This window comes from Peribacillus sp. NPDC094092 (assembly GCF_050279365.1).
Taxonomy (GTDB): domain Bacteria; phylum Bacillota; class Bacilli; order Bacillales; family DSM-1321; genus Peribacillus.
This window is the reverse complement of record NZ_JBNNUC010000004.1, coordinates 162,344-178,903: the sequence shown is the minus strand read 5'-3', so window position 1 is coordinate 178,903 and position 16,560 is coordinate 162,344. Positions and strand designations below refer to the sequence as shown.

The window sequence follows — 16,560 nt, the reverse complement described above, 5'->3', positions numbered from 1 at the left end:
TAAAAAGGCAAACAAGTGAACGTGATTAGATTATATTCACGGTATGGGAAATTGACTTTTTTACTTCATCAGAAGGTGATTGTAAAGCTTTCCTTATTATTATAGAATATTCCTTATAAATCTAAGTCATTTTGGTATTAGAGAATTTGAAACCACACGACAGGAATGAATGAATTGAAAACCATTACAATTACCGATGTCGCCAATCACGCGAAAGTATCAAAAAGCACAGTTTCCCAATACCTGAACAAACGTTACGAATATATGAGTGAAAAAACCAGGAAAAAGATTGAAGAAACAATAGAAGAATTAAACTATCAGCCTAATATAATAGCTCGCAGTTTAAAACAAAAATCCACTTTTACCGTTGGGGTGGTGGTTGCGAATATCCTTCACACGTTTTCAACGCAAGTTATTAGGGCCATAGAAAACTACTTTTATGAACAAGGGTTCCATATTATCGTATGCAATGCAGATGACAATCCTGAAAAGGAAAAGAATTATATTGAAATGCTAAGAGCAAAACAAGTGGATGGGATCATCATTTTTCCCACAGGGGACAATCTTGATTTATATCAACGTATGAAGAGTGATCATTTCCCGATTGTTTTCATGGATAGGACGATCGAAGAATTGGATATTGCAACAGTCATGCTCGATAATCACCTTGCTTCCAAGTTAGCGATCGACAGGTTTATTGAAAAGGGTTATGAAACCATTGCAATCATAACCACTTCAATAATACGCGATATCAGTCCTCGTATCGAACGGATCCAAGGGTACAGGGATTCACTGGAGTCACATGGGATACCATTCAATTCTGAATATATTAAAACAGTGAACGCAGATGAAATTCAGATTGCACTTTCAGAATTTTTCGAATTGGAAAAGCCGCCTCAAGCCATTTTGGCAGGAAATGATATCGTACTCAATGAAGTGTTGCGTTATATGAAACAGCATGAAATCAGTATACCTGATGACATAGCGGTCATAGGGATTGATGATGTACCTTATGCCAGTTTCTATACACCGACCATCACAACGGTCAATCAGCCAGCCATTGAAATGGCCAACTTGGCAGCAGAGTTACTGCTTAGTCAAATCAATAAAACAGGAAAAGAGGATACAAGCGTGCATCGCTTGAAACCGACTTTGCTTTCAAGGAATTCTTGCTAGAACCGGTTGTAAGAATTCCTGTGAAAAAGAAAGTGCTTTTTTAAGGGAATTCTAAACCGATTTAGTTAACGGTCATATAGGCTTTACTCTTGGTTATTAAATGGAAACGTTTCCAAAGTGCTGTTGCATTTATAGGAACGTATAGGGGGGTACTTTATGTTTTCAAATGGTAGAGGAATGGTTATCGTTTTCTTGTTCTTGGCAGGGGTAATAAATTATCTGGACCGATCTGCACTGTCCATTGCAGCTCCGTTCATCCAAGATGATTTATCCTTAACAGCAACACAAATGGGGATTATCTTTAGTAGCTTTTCAGTTGGTTATGCCATTTTTAATTTCCTTGGAGGAATGGCGTCCGATAAATGGGGTGCAAAACTTACGCTATTCGTGGCGATGATCGTTTGGTCTTTATTCAGTGGTGCACTTGTACTGGCTGTCGGTTTTGCCAGTATGATAGTCATCCGCATCTTGTTTGGGATGGGCGAAGGCCCTCTTTCGGCAACCATCAATAAAATGGTGAATAACTGGTTCCCAGCGAATCAACGGGCATCTGTCGTTGGTTTGACGAATAGCGGGACGCCGCTTGGCGGCGCCATAGCAGGTCCGATTGTTGGATTTATTGCCATCTCATATGGATGGAGGGTTTCTTTCATTGCCATAATGGTGATTGGTCTTATCTGGGCGATTTGCTGGTGGAAGTTCGTGAAAGAAAAACCAGAAGATACAAAAGAACAGAAGCATACGGGGAAATCTTATGTAGCGGCAACATCGGAAGGGAAGTTGAAGTTCACCTTTTATTTAAAACAAAAAACGGTTTTGTTTACAGCTCTAGCCTTTTTTTCTTACAACTATATTCTCTTCTTTTTCTTAACTTGGTTCCCAAGCTATTTGGTGGATGCACGCGGCCTAAGTGTAGAAAATATGAGCATCATTACTGTGATTCCGTGGATTTTTGGATTCATCGGACTTGCTTTGGGGGGATTCGTGTCGGATTTCTTCTTTAAAAAATTCGCTCAAAAAGGTGTTTTATTCTCACGTAAGCTCGTGCTTGTAACATGTTTGTTCTTATCGGCAGTATGTATCGGTTTTGCCGGACTTGTATCCACAACGATCAGTGCCGTAACGCTTGTCGCACTATCCGTTTTCTTCCTATATTTGACTGGTGCCATTTACTGGGCAATCGTCAACGATGTTGTCGACCCTGGTAATGTTGGATCTGTAGGAGGTTTTATGCACTTCTTGGCAAATACTGCAGGAATCATCGGACCGACGTTAACAGGATATATTGTTGATACTTCAGGCACATACACAGTTGCATTCTTGCTAGCAGGTGGATTGGCCATCGTCGCATCGCTTGCAGTCATCCGTTTTGTAAGACCGATAGTAAAGCCTGCGTAATAGATTGTTAGAATGGAAGTGTCTCCCAAAGGAAATATCAAGGGAAGACACTTCCTTTTTTATTGGATTCATATTTTTCATATGTTTACTAGGCATGTTTAACGCTTCCGATTTTCTTTTCGAAATGTTGCTGGAGTCTTTTCATTGTATTTTTTAAAAGTGCGAAAAAATTGGGGCATGCTTTCAAAACCACACATTTCAGCAATATGGGCAATGGTGTGATTCGTCTCCAGTAAAAGTTCCTTTGCCTTGATGATTCTTTTCGTATTTAAATATACTATTAAGCCAATTCCAGTCGTTTCCTTAAAAACTCTGCTGAAATGAGCGGGACTGACCAAAGCTTTTTGTGCAAGAGCTGTCAAAGTCAATGCATCATCAATATGTTCATTAATATAGATTAAGATATCTTTAATCCATTCTGAACGATAGTTATTGCCCTCTGGTAAATCTTCTTTGCCATTTATCCGAGTACGGTATAAATCAAGTATGATTTGATGAACGGTCAGCAAACAGGCATGCCTCGAGCCCGTTGATTGGCTAGTGGTTTCTTGCAGGATGAGTTGTAGCTGTTCCTCCATCTTTACTTGTTTCTTTTTCGGCAGTGATATTTTATAATTCTTACTCTTTTTTGTCAGGTCAAATAAATGTAAATATGAAAAAGAATCATCAACCATATCTTTATATATCAATGTGGGACTGAAAAAGATGATGGTGGAGGTAACAGGGTCATCCTTATTGGGTAAAGCCCTATGAATCGTATTATTAGGGATCAGGAATACATCCCCTTGCTGCATATCATAAAACACATCACCGATAAAAAATGTCCCCTTACCGCTGTAAACATAAACAATTTCATAATAGTCATGCATATGATCGGACAATTCATTCTGTGGACTTTTCGTATCTTGATAGACAAATGAAAATGGGAAGAGTAAATCATGGTTTAATGCATTATGAATCTTTTTCATTACGTTCAGCTCCTGAAAGTATAATACAACAAAAATCAGTATATTTATAGCAAAATACGCAATTTATATTTCAAAAATTGATGTTAAAATTAAAATATATTTAAAAATTAGAAAAGTTCAAGCTGAAAATGAAAGGGCTTTCCGAATGGATTGACGTTTGGTTTTGAACGTCTTCACTAATGATAAGGAGGGGACAAAGTGAATAAATTTGTTCAATTGCATTCAAATGATGATGTTGTTATTTCCTTGGAGGGGATACTTAAAGGACAGAGCCTCCAGATTCAAACGGAAGACAGGGGAATGATTCATATAAAGGCAAGTGATGACATTCCTAAAGGGCATAAAATGTTAGTGAAACCGGTAAAAAAAGGGGAGAACATAATCAAATTCGGCTACTCGATCGGAAAAGCTAAAAAGGATATCTCCATTGGAGATTGGGTTCACACCCATAATCTAGCATCCGGTTTGCATGGTATATTGGATTATTCCTATCAACCTAGCAGTCAAAATCCAAAAGAGCCAAGTCAAAATCATACCTTCCAAGGATATATCCGTGAAAATGGGGAAGTGGGTATCCGAAATGAAATCTGGATCATCAACACGGTTGGTTGCATCAATAAAACATGTGAAGTTCTCGCTAAATTGGGAAATGAACAGTTTAAAGATCGACAAATCGATGGGGTTCATCACTTTTCCCACCCATACGGTTGTTCTCAATTGGGTGATGATTTGACACATACACAGAAACTTTTGGCTGCCTTGGCTCAACATCCGAATGCAGCAGGGGTTTTAGTTGTAGGGTTAGGATGTGAGAACAACCAAATCGAAGCATTTAAAGAAGTCATAGGCGCATTTCCTCCAAATCGCATAAAATTTTTAAAAGCCCAGGAGGTTCAAGATGAATTGGAGAGCGGACTACGTTTAATGGGGGAATTAGTGGAATATGCCGAAGGTTTCGTACGCAAGCCCGTACCGGTTTCAAAGCTGAAAATAGGCTTGAAGTGCGGGGGTTCAGATGGTTTTTCAGGCATTACCGCTAATCCATTGGTTGGTGCTGTTTCCGATCTTATTGTAGAAAATGGCGGGACCACGATATTGACAGAAGTCCCTGAAATGTTTGGAGCGGAAACGATATTGATGAACAGGGCAAGAGATGAAGAAACCTTTAATAAAATCGTTGGCCTTATTAATGATTTCAAACAGTATTTCATCCGCCATGATCAGGAAATTTATGAAAACCCCTCACCTGGAAACAAGGAAGGCGGCATAAGTACGCTGGAGGAAAAATCACTTGGGTGCACGCAAAAAGGCGGCCATGCCACTGTAGTGGATGTTAGCCCATATGGTGAAAGGGTAGTGAAGCATGGTTTGAATTTAATCAATTCCCCTGGAAATGACTTGATTTCGGTGACGGCTTTGGCTGCAGCGGGTGCACATATCGTTCTATTCACTACTGGAAGGGGAACACCATTTGGCGGACCTGTGCCAACTTTGAAAATAGCAACAAATTCAGATTTAGCCGAGCGTAAAAAACACTGGATTGATTATAACGCAGGGCAGTTGATTGAAGGTCAAAAGATCGATGAATTAAAGGATGATTTATTCCAATACATTCTTGAACTTTCATCAGGTAAACAGAAAACGAATAATGAAAAATTCGGTTATAGGGAGATAAGCATCTTTAAAGAAGGCGTCATTCTCTAACAGGTGTACATATCTATTAAAATATTAAAAAGGAGTGTTAGTCAGTGAAAAGTATTGTTTGTGAACAACCTTTTGAATTTAAGCTGATCGAGTCGGATAAGCCGGTTCCAAATTCTGGCGAAGCTTTGGTTCGTGTGCGGCGAATAGGAATTTGCGGTACGGATATTCATGCCTATGGTGGTAATCAACCCTTTTTTAGCTATCCTCGAATACTTGGACATGAATTATCCGGTTATATTGAATCCATACCGGAGAATGAATCGGGGCTGAATGTCGGGGATCAAGTATCGATCATCCCCTATATGGAATGTGGAAAATGCCTGGCTTGCAGAAGTGGAAAAACGAACTGCTGTAAGGATATGAGAGTTTTGGGAGTACATGCTGAAGGCGGCATGAGTGAGTGGATTACTGTTCCTTATGATCATTTGGTTAGGACAGAGGGTCTTACACTTGACCAATCCGCAATGATAGAGCCTTTAAGTATAGGGGCTCACGCAGTTAGGCGCGCTGCTATTAATAAAGGGGAATTTGCACTGGTAATTGGTGCTGGTCCAATTGGCTTGGGAGTCATGGCATTCGCTAAAGAACAGGGTGCAAAGGTGATCGCAATGGATGTAAATGATGAACGCCTTGCGTTTGCAAGTAAATGGGCAAATGTCGATCATACTTTGAATGTTTTGGAGAATCCAATGGAGGAATTGGCCCAATTGACGAATGGAGATATGCCAAGCGTGGTATTTGATGCGACAGGTAATGCCAAGTCAATGATGGATTCATTTAAATATCCTGCTCACGGCGGAAGATTGATATATGTAGGTTTAGTAAAAGCGGATATTTCCTTTAATGATCCTGAATTCCACAGTAAAGAGCTTACATTAATGGGAAGCCGTAATGCAACAAGGGATGACTTTGATTATGTCGTGAATACGCTGAAGAATGACAAGCTGGATATGGACCAGTATATTACACACCGCACACAATTGGAAGAAATGATCGATCAGTTTGAAGGGTGGTTAACTCCTGAAGCTAAAGTGATCAAGGCTATCGTCGAGATTTAAGCATCAGGTATGCTTTCGCATGGGCAACCTCTTAAAGCGCACTCCGAATTCGATAATTCAATAAGAAAGGAGTTCTTTGATCATGAACATAAATAAGTGTCAGCTAACGAGCCTGAGTAAAGATACAAAAGCTCACCAATATTCACATATGATGGATTTTCCCATAAAAGTATTGCAGATTGGGGAGGGGAATTTTCTTCGAGGCTTCTTTGATTGGATGATTCATGAATGTAATAAACAAGGTCATTTCATGGGAAGTATTGCAGTTACCCAGCCTCGCCGCGCAGGAAAAGTGAAAATAGAGGAAGTGAAGCGCCAAGATGGGCTGTATACATTAATGTTACGTGGCTTTCACCAAGGGGAGAAAGTGGAACAAACAGAGATCATTTCCGTTTTTTCGAAGGTAATTGATCCATATGAAGAATGGGGGGGATTTTTAGCTCTATCAGAAAATCCTGAATTGGAATTTGTAGTTTCCAACACGACTGAAGCAGGTCTCAAATACCAGCCGATTCCTTTGGAAGAAGGAGTGCCAATTGAATCCTTTCCAGGAAAACTGACTGCATTTTTGTATCATCGTTATCAGCATTTCAACGGAGATGAGAAAAAAGGACTGATCATGCTGCCATGTGAGCTTTTAGAGAGAAATGGTGATTCATTGAAGCAATGCGTTCTTAAGCATAGCAGGGATTGGGATTTACCAAAGCCATTCATGGAGTGGGTGGACCGCGCCAACCTATTCTTAAACTCGCTTGTTGACCGTATCGTTACAGGATTCCCAGCCAGTGAGTCGGAAAAACTTTTTACGGAATGGGGATATAAGGATACTTTACTGAATACGGCAGAACCCTACCATTTATGGGCCATTGAAGGAGATCCTACTATAGATGAACGTCTTCCTTTACAACAATCCGGCTTAAATGTTCGATGGGTAAAAGATTTAACACCTTATCAAATGAGGAAGGTCCGGATTCTTAATGGTTCACATACCTTGTTGGCTCCTTTAGGCATTTTAACTGGATTGGAAGAAGTAAAACAGGCAGTCGACGATCCGGAATTCAACCAATTCCTGAGCAATGCCATCGAGAAGGAAATAATACCTTCATTACCTTTTGATCATAATGAGATGATGCTGTATGGGGAAAGTGTTCTTGAGCGATTTAAGAATCCTTTTGTACATCACCAACTGGCCGATATTTCGCTGAACAGCATATCCAAGTTCAAGGTCCGTCTCCTGCCTACCTTAGAGGAATATCATAAGGCGCAAGGCAGGCTGCCTGCCTGTATCGTTCGAGGTTTTTCAGGCTTGATCCGATTTTATAAGGTTCGCGAAGTGAAGGGGAGTTATATTGGTAAAAGCTTTGCGGGTAAAGCCTATCTCGTTAAAGATGATATAAAGACAATTGAATTTTTCAAGGAACAATGGCTTCGTTATGATAAGCAAGAAATCCCTCTTAGACAATTGATAGAGGCCACCTTAAAGAATCAATATCTATGGGGGAAGGATTTGGGTGAAATCCCGAACCTAGGTAACGAAATATGCCAATATTTAGAAGGGATGGTTGACTGAACTATTCCGTTGAAAGGATATGGGCAAGCAAAGTTCATGAATCTCCTGCCTATCTCTCATTTTTTTCTTTATTTTATTTGTATTTTTGGTATACTGAATTAGTAATATTTTTTCTTGGTAGTTTCCTAACGGAAATATATTAAAAGAGTTACATATTCTTTATTCCCGTGAAGGGGAGTAGCGTCAGGGATAACCTGAAATAAAGTCGTCATTACGTGGAGATCCCACCGGCTTTATTGGCCTAAATTCATTTAGTGCTTAGCGAGACCTTTGCCATTTTTGGCAGAGGTCTCTTTATTTTTGTATAAAGGAGGAAATAGTGTTGGATTTTTTAACAGGTGAATTCATTTCAGGACTTTTAGCGATCATTATGATAGATCTGGTTTTAGCCGGTGATAATGCGATCCTTATTGGATTGGCTGCAAGAAAGCTTCCAAAAGAACAGCAAAAAAAGGTGATAATTTGGGGAGCGGTCGGGGCAATAGTGATAAGGATCATTGCAACGCTGCTGGTTGTTTGGCTATTAGAGGTGCCAGGACTGCATTTAATAGGGGGATTACTCCTCGTATGGATCGCTTATAAGCTCCTTATTGATGAAGAAGAACATGATGTGAAGCCTGCAGACTCTATGTGGGCTGCTATAAAAACGATCATTATCGCAGATGCATTGATGGGATTGGACAATGTCCTGGCTGTTGCAGGTGCATCACATGGTAACTTCGCTTTAGTGGTGATCGGTCTACTAGTTTCCATCCCAGTAGTGATGTATGGAAGCACTTTGATCTTGAAACTGATTGAACGCTTCCCATTCATCATTATCATTGGTGCAGGAATACTAGGCTGGACAGCTGCTAAAATGATCGTAGCTGAACCTTTCATGCACGACTACTTTGTAAATCCTTTCCTTAAATATGGATTTGAAGCAATAGTGGTGATTGGAATCCTGGTAGCCGGGATTTCAAGACAGAAAAATATCGAAAAAGAAAAAACAAACAGAGAAAAAATGCAAATCGAACGTAATGGATAATGGATACAAAGAGACCTTTCGAAAGTGAAAGGTCTCTCTTTGTGTCTAAGTTCAATTAGCTATAAAACAAGAAAAGGTGTACCAAAGTCGAAGCTTCGGTACACCTTTTAAAAAATATCCAACATTGCAATCACGATATTTGAGCCAAATGATCCTAAGTTGCGTTCACTTTTTTATTTAGTTTAAGTTAATCCATACACTTTTGACTTCCGTATAATTTTCCAAAGCATAGCTGCCCATTTCCCGACCAATTCCACTTTGTTTATAACCGCCAAATGGAGAAGCTGCATCAAAGGCGTTATAGCAGTTTACCCAAACTGTACCCGCTTTTAATTCATTAGCCACATAATGGGCTTTTTTTACATCTTGTGTCCATAAACCTGCAGCCAATCCATATTCTGAGTTATTTGCGCGGTTTATCACGTCATCCAAATCATCAAAAGGCATTGCAGCTACAACAGGACCGAAGATTTCTTCTTTAGCGATCGTCATTTCATCTTCAACACCTGCAAATATTGTAGGTGTTACAAAATAGCCTTCTCCCTGTCCGTATTTGCCCCCGGTAACCACTTCAGCTCCTTCAGACTTTCCTTTTTCAATATAACTGCCCACTCGTTCCAATTGTTCACTGGAAACCAATGGCCCTATCTGGGTAGATGGATCAAGACCAGCCCCTTGTTTAATGTTTTTTGCATGAGACACTAAGTCAGCTACCACGTTGTCATAGGATTTCTTTTGAATATACAGGCGGGAACCGGCACAGCAAACTTGTCCTTGATTAAACATGATGCCCATTAAAGCACCAGGAATGGCTTTACTCATATCAGCATCCGGTAGAATGATATTAGGTGATTTCCCGCCTAACTCCAACGAGATTTTTTTCACAGTTCCCGAAGCTTGGCGCATGATCATTTTCCCTACAGAGGTTGAACCGGTAAAGGCAATTTTATCGACATCTGGGTGGTCAACAAGCGGTGAGCCTGCTGTTTCCCCAAATCCAGGGATGACATTGAGAACGCCAGGAGGAAAACCTGCTTCAAGCGCCAATTGACCTAAATATAATGCTGAAAGCGGCGTTTGTTCCGCTGGTTTTAAAACGATTGTACATCCGGTTGCAAGGGCTGCGCCTAATTTCCATGCAGCCATAAGAAGAGGGAAATTCCAAGGGATGATTTGTCCTACTACCCCCACAGCTTCATGACGGGTATAATTGAAGTAATTTCCAGCAACAGGAATTGTTTGTCCTACTATCTTAGTTGCCCATCCAGCATAATAACGGAAGTGATCGATTGCAAGGGGGACATCGGCATTAGTGGTTTCGCCAATTGGCTTGCCATTATCCAAGGTATCCAATTGTGCTAAAGCCTCTTTATGTTCCTCCATGAGGTCCGCTAATTTATATATGAGGCGGCTGCGTTCCGCTGCACTCATTTTTTTCCAAGGACCGTTGTCGAATGCCTTACGGGCTGCTTTGACTGCTTTATCTACATCTTCCGGGCCTGCTTCACTCACGACCGCTAAAACCTTGCCGTTCGAAGGATCGAGGGTCTCAAAGGTTTTTCCTGAAGCAGCTTCCACCAATTCCCCATTAATCAAAAGCTTTTTAGTGCCCTTCAAGAATTCTTGCACCCGTTGATTAAGTTTAATAGTTTGTTCCATGTATAATACCCCTTTTCATTTGGATTTTAAGTTCGATATCTTTTAAGGCAATGCGTTTCTCTAAGTAAAGGATCAGGCATGATCTTATGTTTTTGAAACAATTCTCTTTGGCTGGCTTACAGCAAGTCAGAATGATTTTAAAAACTGGATTACTGATTCTTCCCCCCTTATCAAAGGAATCACTTTCTCGACATGTAATTATGCAAGAGTTATGCCATAACAGAAATCCGATGAAACCCAGTTAAAAGATAGTAGAACGAAATGGGATGGTGCCAAACTGTTCCAATATGGAACAGACAGGTGTTCCATATTGGAACAAAAAGGGACAGGCAGTTCGCATAAAGCCGTTTTCATTTTGGTTAGTATCTGAATTTTCTGTTATAATTAAACTGAATGAACGAATCCTGAATGCTCTGAAATACATAGAGTTTCATTTATGAAATTCAATAAAAAGCAGTAGCCGATTTACTCGATTACACATACGGGAGGATGATTCAATGTCTGTTAATATAAGCGTGGATAAAGGAACCATACCGGCATTTATCCAAGAATCATGGCAGCGGTGCATTTCAAAGGGACTTCAGCCAAGCATGATGGATAAGGAAGATATGCTTGGGGCATTTGAGTTGGCCGAATACCATGATCGATATGCTGAACTCCTGTACCATTCTTCCCCCATTTTAGAAGAAGTTTATCGCTCGATTAATGGTTTGGAGTCCATTTTATTACTCGCTGCCCCTGAAGGATATATCATCGAAACAGTTGGGGATCCAGCTTTCATTCGCCATGCAGATAATGTTTCCCTGAGGAAAGGGGCCAATTGGCTAGAGGATTCAAAAGGAACAAATGCAATAGGAACAGCAATAGTAGAGAAAAATCCTGTATTGATTCATGGCAGTCAACACTTTCATCAGGATAACCATTTCCTCACTTGTGCCGCATCGCCCATTTATCACCCAGATGGGCATCTGCTGGGTGTTTTGAATTTAAGCAGCCATCAACAGAATTATCATCCTTTTTCCGTTAGCTTAGTTCAAAGGGTGGCTGATAGCATCAAACAAGCACTCTTATTGTCCCATACACAAAAAAGGGAGAAAAACCTTTATTTTATATATGATTCATATCCTGATCCGTTAATTACCCTTGATAAAGAGGGGAGAGTTACAGATCTCAATTTAGCGGCCTCACATGTTATCGGCACATTGAAAAAACCGGTATCGAATATAATATCAGGAACAGACCCACTTGTTTTGGAACAAAGGGTTTCAATTAAAGACCAGGAATTTTTGGTGCAAACCCTTAGCGACAATATGGAACAATCCGTGATCGTTCGGTTAAAAAAACAAAAATTGATTGATGGTTTAACAACTAATCGATATCAATTCACAGATATATTAAGTAACGATTCGCAAATGAATCGAACCATATCCATTGCTAAAAGAGCTGCAGCGCTTGATATCAGTCTGCTAATCACTGGGGAAAGCGGAACGGGAAAAGAATTGTTCGCTCAATCCATCCATGGGGCTAGCCTAAGAAGTGATAAGCCATTCATCGCCATCAATTGCAGCGCAATTCCCGAAAATTTATTGGAAAGTGAGTTATTTGGGTATGAAAAGGGTGCTTTTACTGGCGCAAAAAACGCCGGGCATAAGGGAAAGTTCGAAGCTGCGAATGGCGGAACCCTTTTTTTGGATGAAATCGGGGACATGCCGCTTCAAGCTCAAGCATCTCTGCTACGCGTGCTTCAGGAACGTTGTGTGACGCGTGTTGGCGGACATGCTTCCATCCCAATCGATGTAAGGGTCATTGCCGCGACTAACAAAGACTTACAAAAAGAAATTGAAGCTGGAAATTTCCGTGCAGATCTATTTTTCCGTCTTTGTGGATTATCTTTAAAACTACCAAATCTGAGGAGTCGCAAAGATTTATTGCTATTGGCAGAATCCATTTTAGTGGATTTACCCTATAAGAGCGAGCATACCGAACTGACTGATGAAGCTAAAGCATTCATTTTGCAATATTCATGGCCAGGGAATTTCCGTGAATTGCAAAACGTACTGGGACAGGCTGCATTCCTTGCTGATAATGGTCCGATTACAAGGGACTTGCTTGTGGCACTTTGTCCTGTTTCTTCCATTTCACATGAGGAAGTGGCAAACGCCGATCAAGAACCAAGAAACTTTCAAGAACAAGAATCCCTACTGATCAGGAATGCGTTGGAACGAACAAATGGAAATATCAGTAAGGCCGCGAAACAACTCGATATCGGCCGAAATACGCTTTATAGAAAAATGAAAAAATATGGAATCAACTATCAAAAATAAGATTTCCATGGAAGATTCTGTTTTATATCCCCGACCTGATTTGGTCGGTTATTTGGTATCGCAAGTTAACATATGCGGACCAGCATACCTTGTCTCCTTATAAGCTGCATTTCACCTTAAAAACAGTAAATTATGAAGTGCAAGAAATCAAAATCTCATATAGAATGATGTTATTGATATAGTATCTAAAATTCCGTAAGGGGATGTGTGGTCAATAGTATGGAGTTGTCATCTGAACATAAGAAGTATAAAAATGTATTGATTCAATATTTGGAAGAAAATGAATCTGTGTTTTTAAATGAATGGAACGAGACTATTAAGATCAATGAAATAGACCCCTACAAAGATAAGATTAAAGAAAATGGTTATGGGATGTACTCACTGGTCATCCAAACGTTCAAGGAGGTATTATCCGAAGATGTGCTGATAAAATTGGCTTACCAGGTTGCAAAAGAGCGACTTGAAGCAAATATCAACATTGGGGATTTTCTATATAATATCAATTTGGGGAGAAATATCATAATCAGAAATCTTTTTGGGGCCAATATCCCAATTAATTATATGCAGAAATTCATTAATGATATCAACTTTCACTTTGATACGTTCAGCTACCATGCAGTAACGAGATATACGAATCTTACAAATGAAGTGATTGAAGAGAAAAAGTCTTATATTAGTGAAAACCACAAGGATAAATTAGCGGTACTGGGTCAGATTTCATCAAGTTTTGTACATGAGTTCAGAAACCCTCTTACAGCTATCATGGGGTTCAATAAATTACTGAAAAGGGAGAACCCGGGCTTGAAATATTTAGATATCATTGATTATGAGTTAAATCAGTTGAATTTCAGGATAACCCAATTTCTCCATACCTCCAAATCAGATTTTAATGAGGAGCAAAGAGAGGAAATTTCCGTGTTGAAGTTAATTGAAGAAATTCAAGAACTGACTTATGCAAATATAGTGGATGCCAGTGTTAATGTGGAAATAGATATTTATCCAAACTTCGTCATGACAGCGAGCAAGGATGGGTTAAAACAAGTGTTCTTGAATCTTTTTATAAATTCCATCGATGCCTTAAAGGATAAGGAACATCCAAGAACTTTGAGGATAAACTCATTAATTGAGGCGGATGAAAGAATAATTAAAATTTCAAATAATGGACCGGCCATTGCCAGTGAATTGATCGAATCTATTTTTGAGCCCTTTGTCACAACGAAAGAGTTAGGAACTGGAATTGGATTATACGTATGTAAAAAAATCATTGAAAGTAATGCTGGATATATGAATTGTGTCTCCAATGAAAATTTAACCACATTCAGTATCCATTTCCCAAAAGTTCAGAACGAATTTATAAGAGTTTAATACATATCTTATAGTGACATTACCTAAAACAAAGCATTATATACTTATCAATATTTTTTGAGGCTTGTACATAAATCTTTGATTAATAGCGGAAGGAACTTCGGTGTTTTCGGTATTTTACAAAATCATTCTCTGTGAAAATAAATCTATTTGGAAGATGCCATGAAATCATAATTTGGATTTTAGCATCTTTTTTTTATCCTTGTCATTTTTCAGAATAAATATTTGTCGAAAATATAAAAGAAAACGATTACATTGTCATTTTTAATTCGATTGTGGATCGAAAAGGATCAATAATTAATATATGAATCATAAATTGGATTAATGATTCGATAATGAATCATTTTAAATTCATATATACGTTAAACCCTAATAAAATAACTATCCTTTTTATGGCATGGATATTGCTTTTATTATATATGTATAAAATTTTAATGAAAGAGGGCGATGAGCGGGAAAAAAGGATAGAGCTGGGTAACTATATTTTTTACATAGTAGGACTTCACTCAACAAAAAGCAAAAAATGCATAATCAACAAAAATTTCATTATACTTTCCATGCATTCGTTGAGGGGCTGAGTAGTAAAGAGGGAGCTGCAATATACATATACCGTTGTGGCCTCATTAAAATTAATGATGAAGCGGGGATAGGACTGTAAATTGTTATTGAATGAAAGATTTCTGCTAGGGTACCCATGAGCAGTGGCCTACTGCTTACAAAACGGTAAATTGACAGTTTTAAAGGAGGGTGACAATAGTGGCACTTCAAACAAATGAATTGAAACATGGTCTTAAGACCAGGCATGTCACAATGATTTCTATTGGCGGGGTAATTGGTGCAGGACTATTTATCGGAAGCGGAACAATAATTGATTCAGCAGGACCTGGGGCTATTTTATCGTATATAATCGCAGGTTTGATGATCGTCCTTATAATGCGCATGCTGGGTGAAATGGCTGTGGTGAATCCTGATAGCGGTTCCTTTTCAACATATGCACATCAAGCATTTGGTCCATGGGCTGGATACACGATAGGCTGGTTATATTGGTTCAACTGGGTTATCATCATTGCCATTGAAACTACGTTATTGGGTACTATGATTCATGATTGGTATCCTGGCATACCTATGTGGGCTGCCAGTCTATCTTTCCCTATATTAATGACGGTTACGAATATCTATTCGGTCAAAGCTTATGGGGAATTTGAATACTGGTTAGCTTTCATGAAAGTGGCTGCCATTATAATATTCCTCATCCTGGGCGCCGCCATGATGTTCGGATTGGTTCCAGGATTCGATTCACCAGGCCTCTCAAACATTACTGGGGATGGAAGTTTTTTGCCAAATGGTTTTCTACCTGTTCTCCTTAGTGTGATATTCATTACCTTCTCTTTATCAGGAAGTGAAGTAGCTGCCATTGCTGCAGGGGAGTCTGAAAATCCTGAAAAAAATATTATTAGAGCCATAAACAGTGTAGTATGGCGTCTCCTTCTTTTCTTTGTTGGTTCAGTGACTGTGTTGGTTCTCATAATCCCCCAGGGGGCTGAAGATTTACTTAAAACCCCTTATGCCAGCGTATTTGATATGGCAGGCCTCCCGGCAGCGGGTCAAGTCATGAATATCGTAATCTTCATTTCATTGCTTTCTGTATTGAATTCAGGGCTATATACAAGCTCTCGTATGTTATATTCTTTATCCAAAAAAGGTGATGCACCGAAAATCCTTTCCCGTGTGAATAAGAGGGGAATCCCGATTTGGGCGTTAATGGCAAGTGTTTTCTCTGCTTATGTGTGCACGACATTTAAATTTGTTTCCCCTGATAAATTGTTTGCTTTTCTCGCAAACAGCTCGGGAGGAGTCACTATGATCATGTATATCTTTATCGCCTTTTCCCATCTGTATTTACGAAAAAAGACGGAAAAAGAAAATCCAGGGACACTCAAAGTGAAAATGTGGCTATTCCCTTATTTGACCTACGCCACTATTGCCTTATTATTTATTATATTCGTAGCTCAGGCGTTTATTGATTCCATGAGATTGCAATTCTTTCTTACAACCCTTCTCACGATTCTGGTTATTGGGTCATACTTTCTGTTTTATCATAAGAAAAACGTAATCACTTCCGAACAAGAAGGAAATCTAAAAAACATTCACGTTAAGGAAGGGTAAGGTATGTCTGGTTATAGGTAGAAATGATTGACTATTCAAATAAAAGGGTTGCCCTTAGTGGGCAGCTCAACTACTCGATAAAAGAAGGTTCGAAAATTCTCATCCCAAAACTTCATTCTTTCTTAAAGTTTTTTACTTTTTTTAT

The 16,560-nt window shown here is 39.3% G+C and carries 11 protein-coding genes; 9 read left to right on the top strand and 2 right to left on the bottom strand.

Translation table 11 applies throughout. From position 1 onward, the window contains the following. The first annotated feature begins 174 nt into the window (after nt 1–174). Entirely contained in the window at nt 175–1,176 is a 1,002-nt protein-coding gene (locus ACQKNS_RS19305; RefSeq protein WP_427644896.1) for a LacI family DNA-binding transcriptional regulator, read from the top strand. 156 nt (nt 1,177–1,332) lie between these two features. Further along, nucleotides 1,333–2,574 carry an MFS transporter gene (locus ACQKNS_RS19300; protein ID WP_427644895.1) on the top strand — a complete coding sequence of 414 codons (1,242 nt, stop codon included), beginning with the start codon at nt 1,333–1,335 and terminating at the stop codon, nt 2,572–2,574. A 98-nt stretch (nt 2,575–2,672) separates the two neighbouring features. Here ACQKNS_RS19300 and ACQKNS_RS19295 read toward each other — a convergent pair whose 3' ends face one another. Continuing rightward, a complete protein-coding gene (locus ACQKNS_RS19295) occupies nt 2,673–3,542 on the bottom strand; it encodes an AraC family transcriptional regulator (protein WP_427644894.1) in 870 nt (289 codons plus the stop codon). A gap of 198 nt (nt 3,543–3,740) precedes the next feature. Between ACQKNS_RS19295 and ACQKNS_RS19290 the strand changes: the two genes are divergently transcribed. The 4 genes from ACQKNS_RS19290 (at nt 3,741) to ACQKNS_RS19275 (ending at nt 8,901) form a co-directional block, all read left to right on the top strand. Then, nucleotides 3,741–5,246, top strand: coding sequence for a UxaA family hydrolase (locus tag ACQKNS_RS19290; RefSeq protein ID WP_427644893.1), 1,506 nt, complete (start codon nt 3,741–3,743; stop codon nt 5,244–5,246). Nucleotides 5,247–5,290: 44 nt separating this feature from the next. Next, a complete protein-coding gene (locus ACQKNS_RS19285; protein WP_427644892.1) occupies nt 5,291–6,304 on the top strand; it encodes a zinc-binding alcohol dehydrogenase family protein in 1,014 nt (337 codons plus the stop codon). Nucleotides 6,305–6,386: 82 nt separating this feature from the next. Next, nucleotides 6,387–7,874 (top strand): tagaturonate reductase, encoded by a 1,488-nt coding sequence (locus ACQKNS_RS19280; protein WP_427644891.1) that lies wholly within the window; start codon nt 6,387–6,389, stop codon nt 7,872–7,874. Nucleotides 7,875–8,196: 322 nt separating this feature from the next. After that, on the top strand, nt 8,197–8,901 hold the full coding sequence (locus ACQKNS_RS19275; RefSeq protein WP_427644890.1) for a TerC family protein: 705 nt from the start codon (nt 8,197–8,199) through the stop codon (nt 8,899–8,901). Between the two features lie 177 nt (nt 8,902–9,078). Here ACQKNS_RS19275 and ACQKNS_RS19270 read toward each other — a convergent pair whose 3' ends face one another. Beyond that, nucleotides 9,079–10,560, bottom strand: coding sequence for an aldehyde dehydrogenase family protein (locus ACQKNS_RS19270; RefSeq protein ID WP_427644889.1), 1,482 nt, complete (start codon nt 10,558–10,560; stop codon nt 9,079–9,081). Nucleotides 10,561–11,057: 497 nt separating this feature from the next. Between ACQKNS_RS19270 and ACQKNS_RS19265 the strand changes: the two genes are divergently transcribed. The 3 genes from ACQKNS_RS19265 (at nt 11,058) to ACQKNS_RS19255 (ending at nt 16,415) form a co-directional block, all read left to right on the top strand. Further along, the gene (locus ACQKNS_RS19265) at nt 11,058–12,884 is read left to right on the top strand and encodes a sigma-54-dependent Fis family transcriptional regulator (protein WP_427644888.1); all 1,827 of its coding nucleotides are present in this window, start codon (nt 11,058–11,060) and stop codon (nt 12,882–12,884) included. 219 nt (nt 12,885–13,103) lie between these two features. Next, the gene (locus ACQKNS_RS19260; RefSeq protein WP_427644887.1) at nt 13,104–14,249 is read left to right on the top strand and encodes a histidine kinase N-terminal domain-containing protein; all 1,146 of its coding nucleotides are present in this window, start codon (nt 13,104–13,106) and stop codon (nt 14,247–14,249) included. Nucleotides 14,250–14,996: 747 nt separating this feature from the next. Continuing rightward, the gene (locus tag ACQKNS_RS19255) at nt 14,997–16,415 is read left to right on the top strand and encodes an amino acid permease (protein ID WP_427644886.1); all 1,419 of its coding nucleotides are present in this window, start codon (nt 14,997–14,999) and stop codon (nt 16,413–16,415) included. Nucleotides 16,416–16,560 lie beyond the last annotated feature (145 nt).

Coding starts and splice junctions, on each gene's coding strand:
- ACQKNS_RS19295 (WP_427644894.1), bottom strand. CDS start 3,542: ATGAAAAAGATTCATAATGCATTAAACCATGATTTACTCTTCCCATTT.
- ACQKNS_RS19265 (WP_427644888.1), top strand. CDS start 11,058: ATGTCTGTTAATATAAGCGTGGATAAAGGAACCATACCGGCATTTATC.
- ACQKNS_RS19280 (WP_427644891.1), top strand. CDS start 6,387: ATGAACATAAATAAGTGTCAGCTAACGAGCCTGAGTAAAGATACAAAA.
- ACQKNS_RS19260 (WP_427644887.1), top strand. CDS start 13,104: ATGGAGTTGTCATCTGAACATAAGAAGTATAAAAATGTATTGATTCAA.
- ACQKNS_RS19300 (WP_427644895.1), top strand. CDS start 1,333: ATGTTTTCAAATGGTAGAGGAATGGTTATCGTTTTCTTGTTCTTGGCA.
- ACQKNS_RS19270 (WP_427644889.1), bottom strand. CDS start 10,560: ATGGAACAAACTATTAAACTTAATCAACGGGTGCAAGAATTCTTGAAG.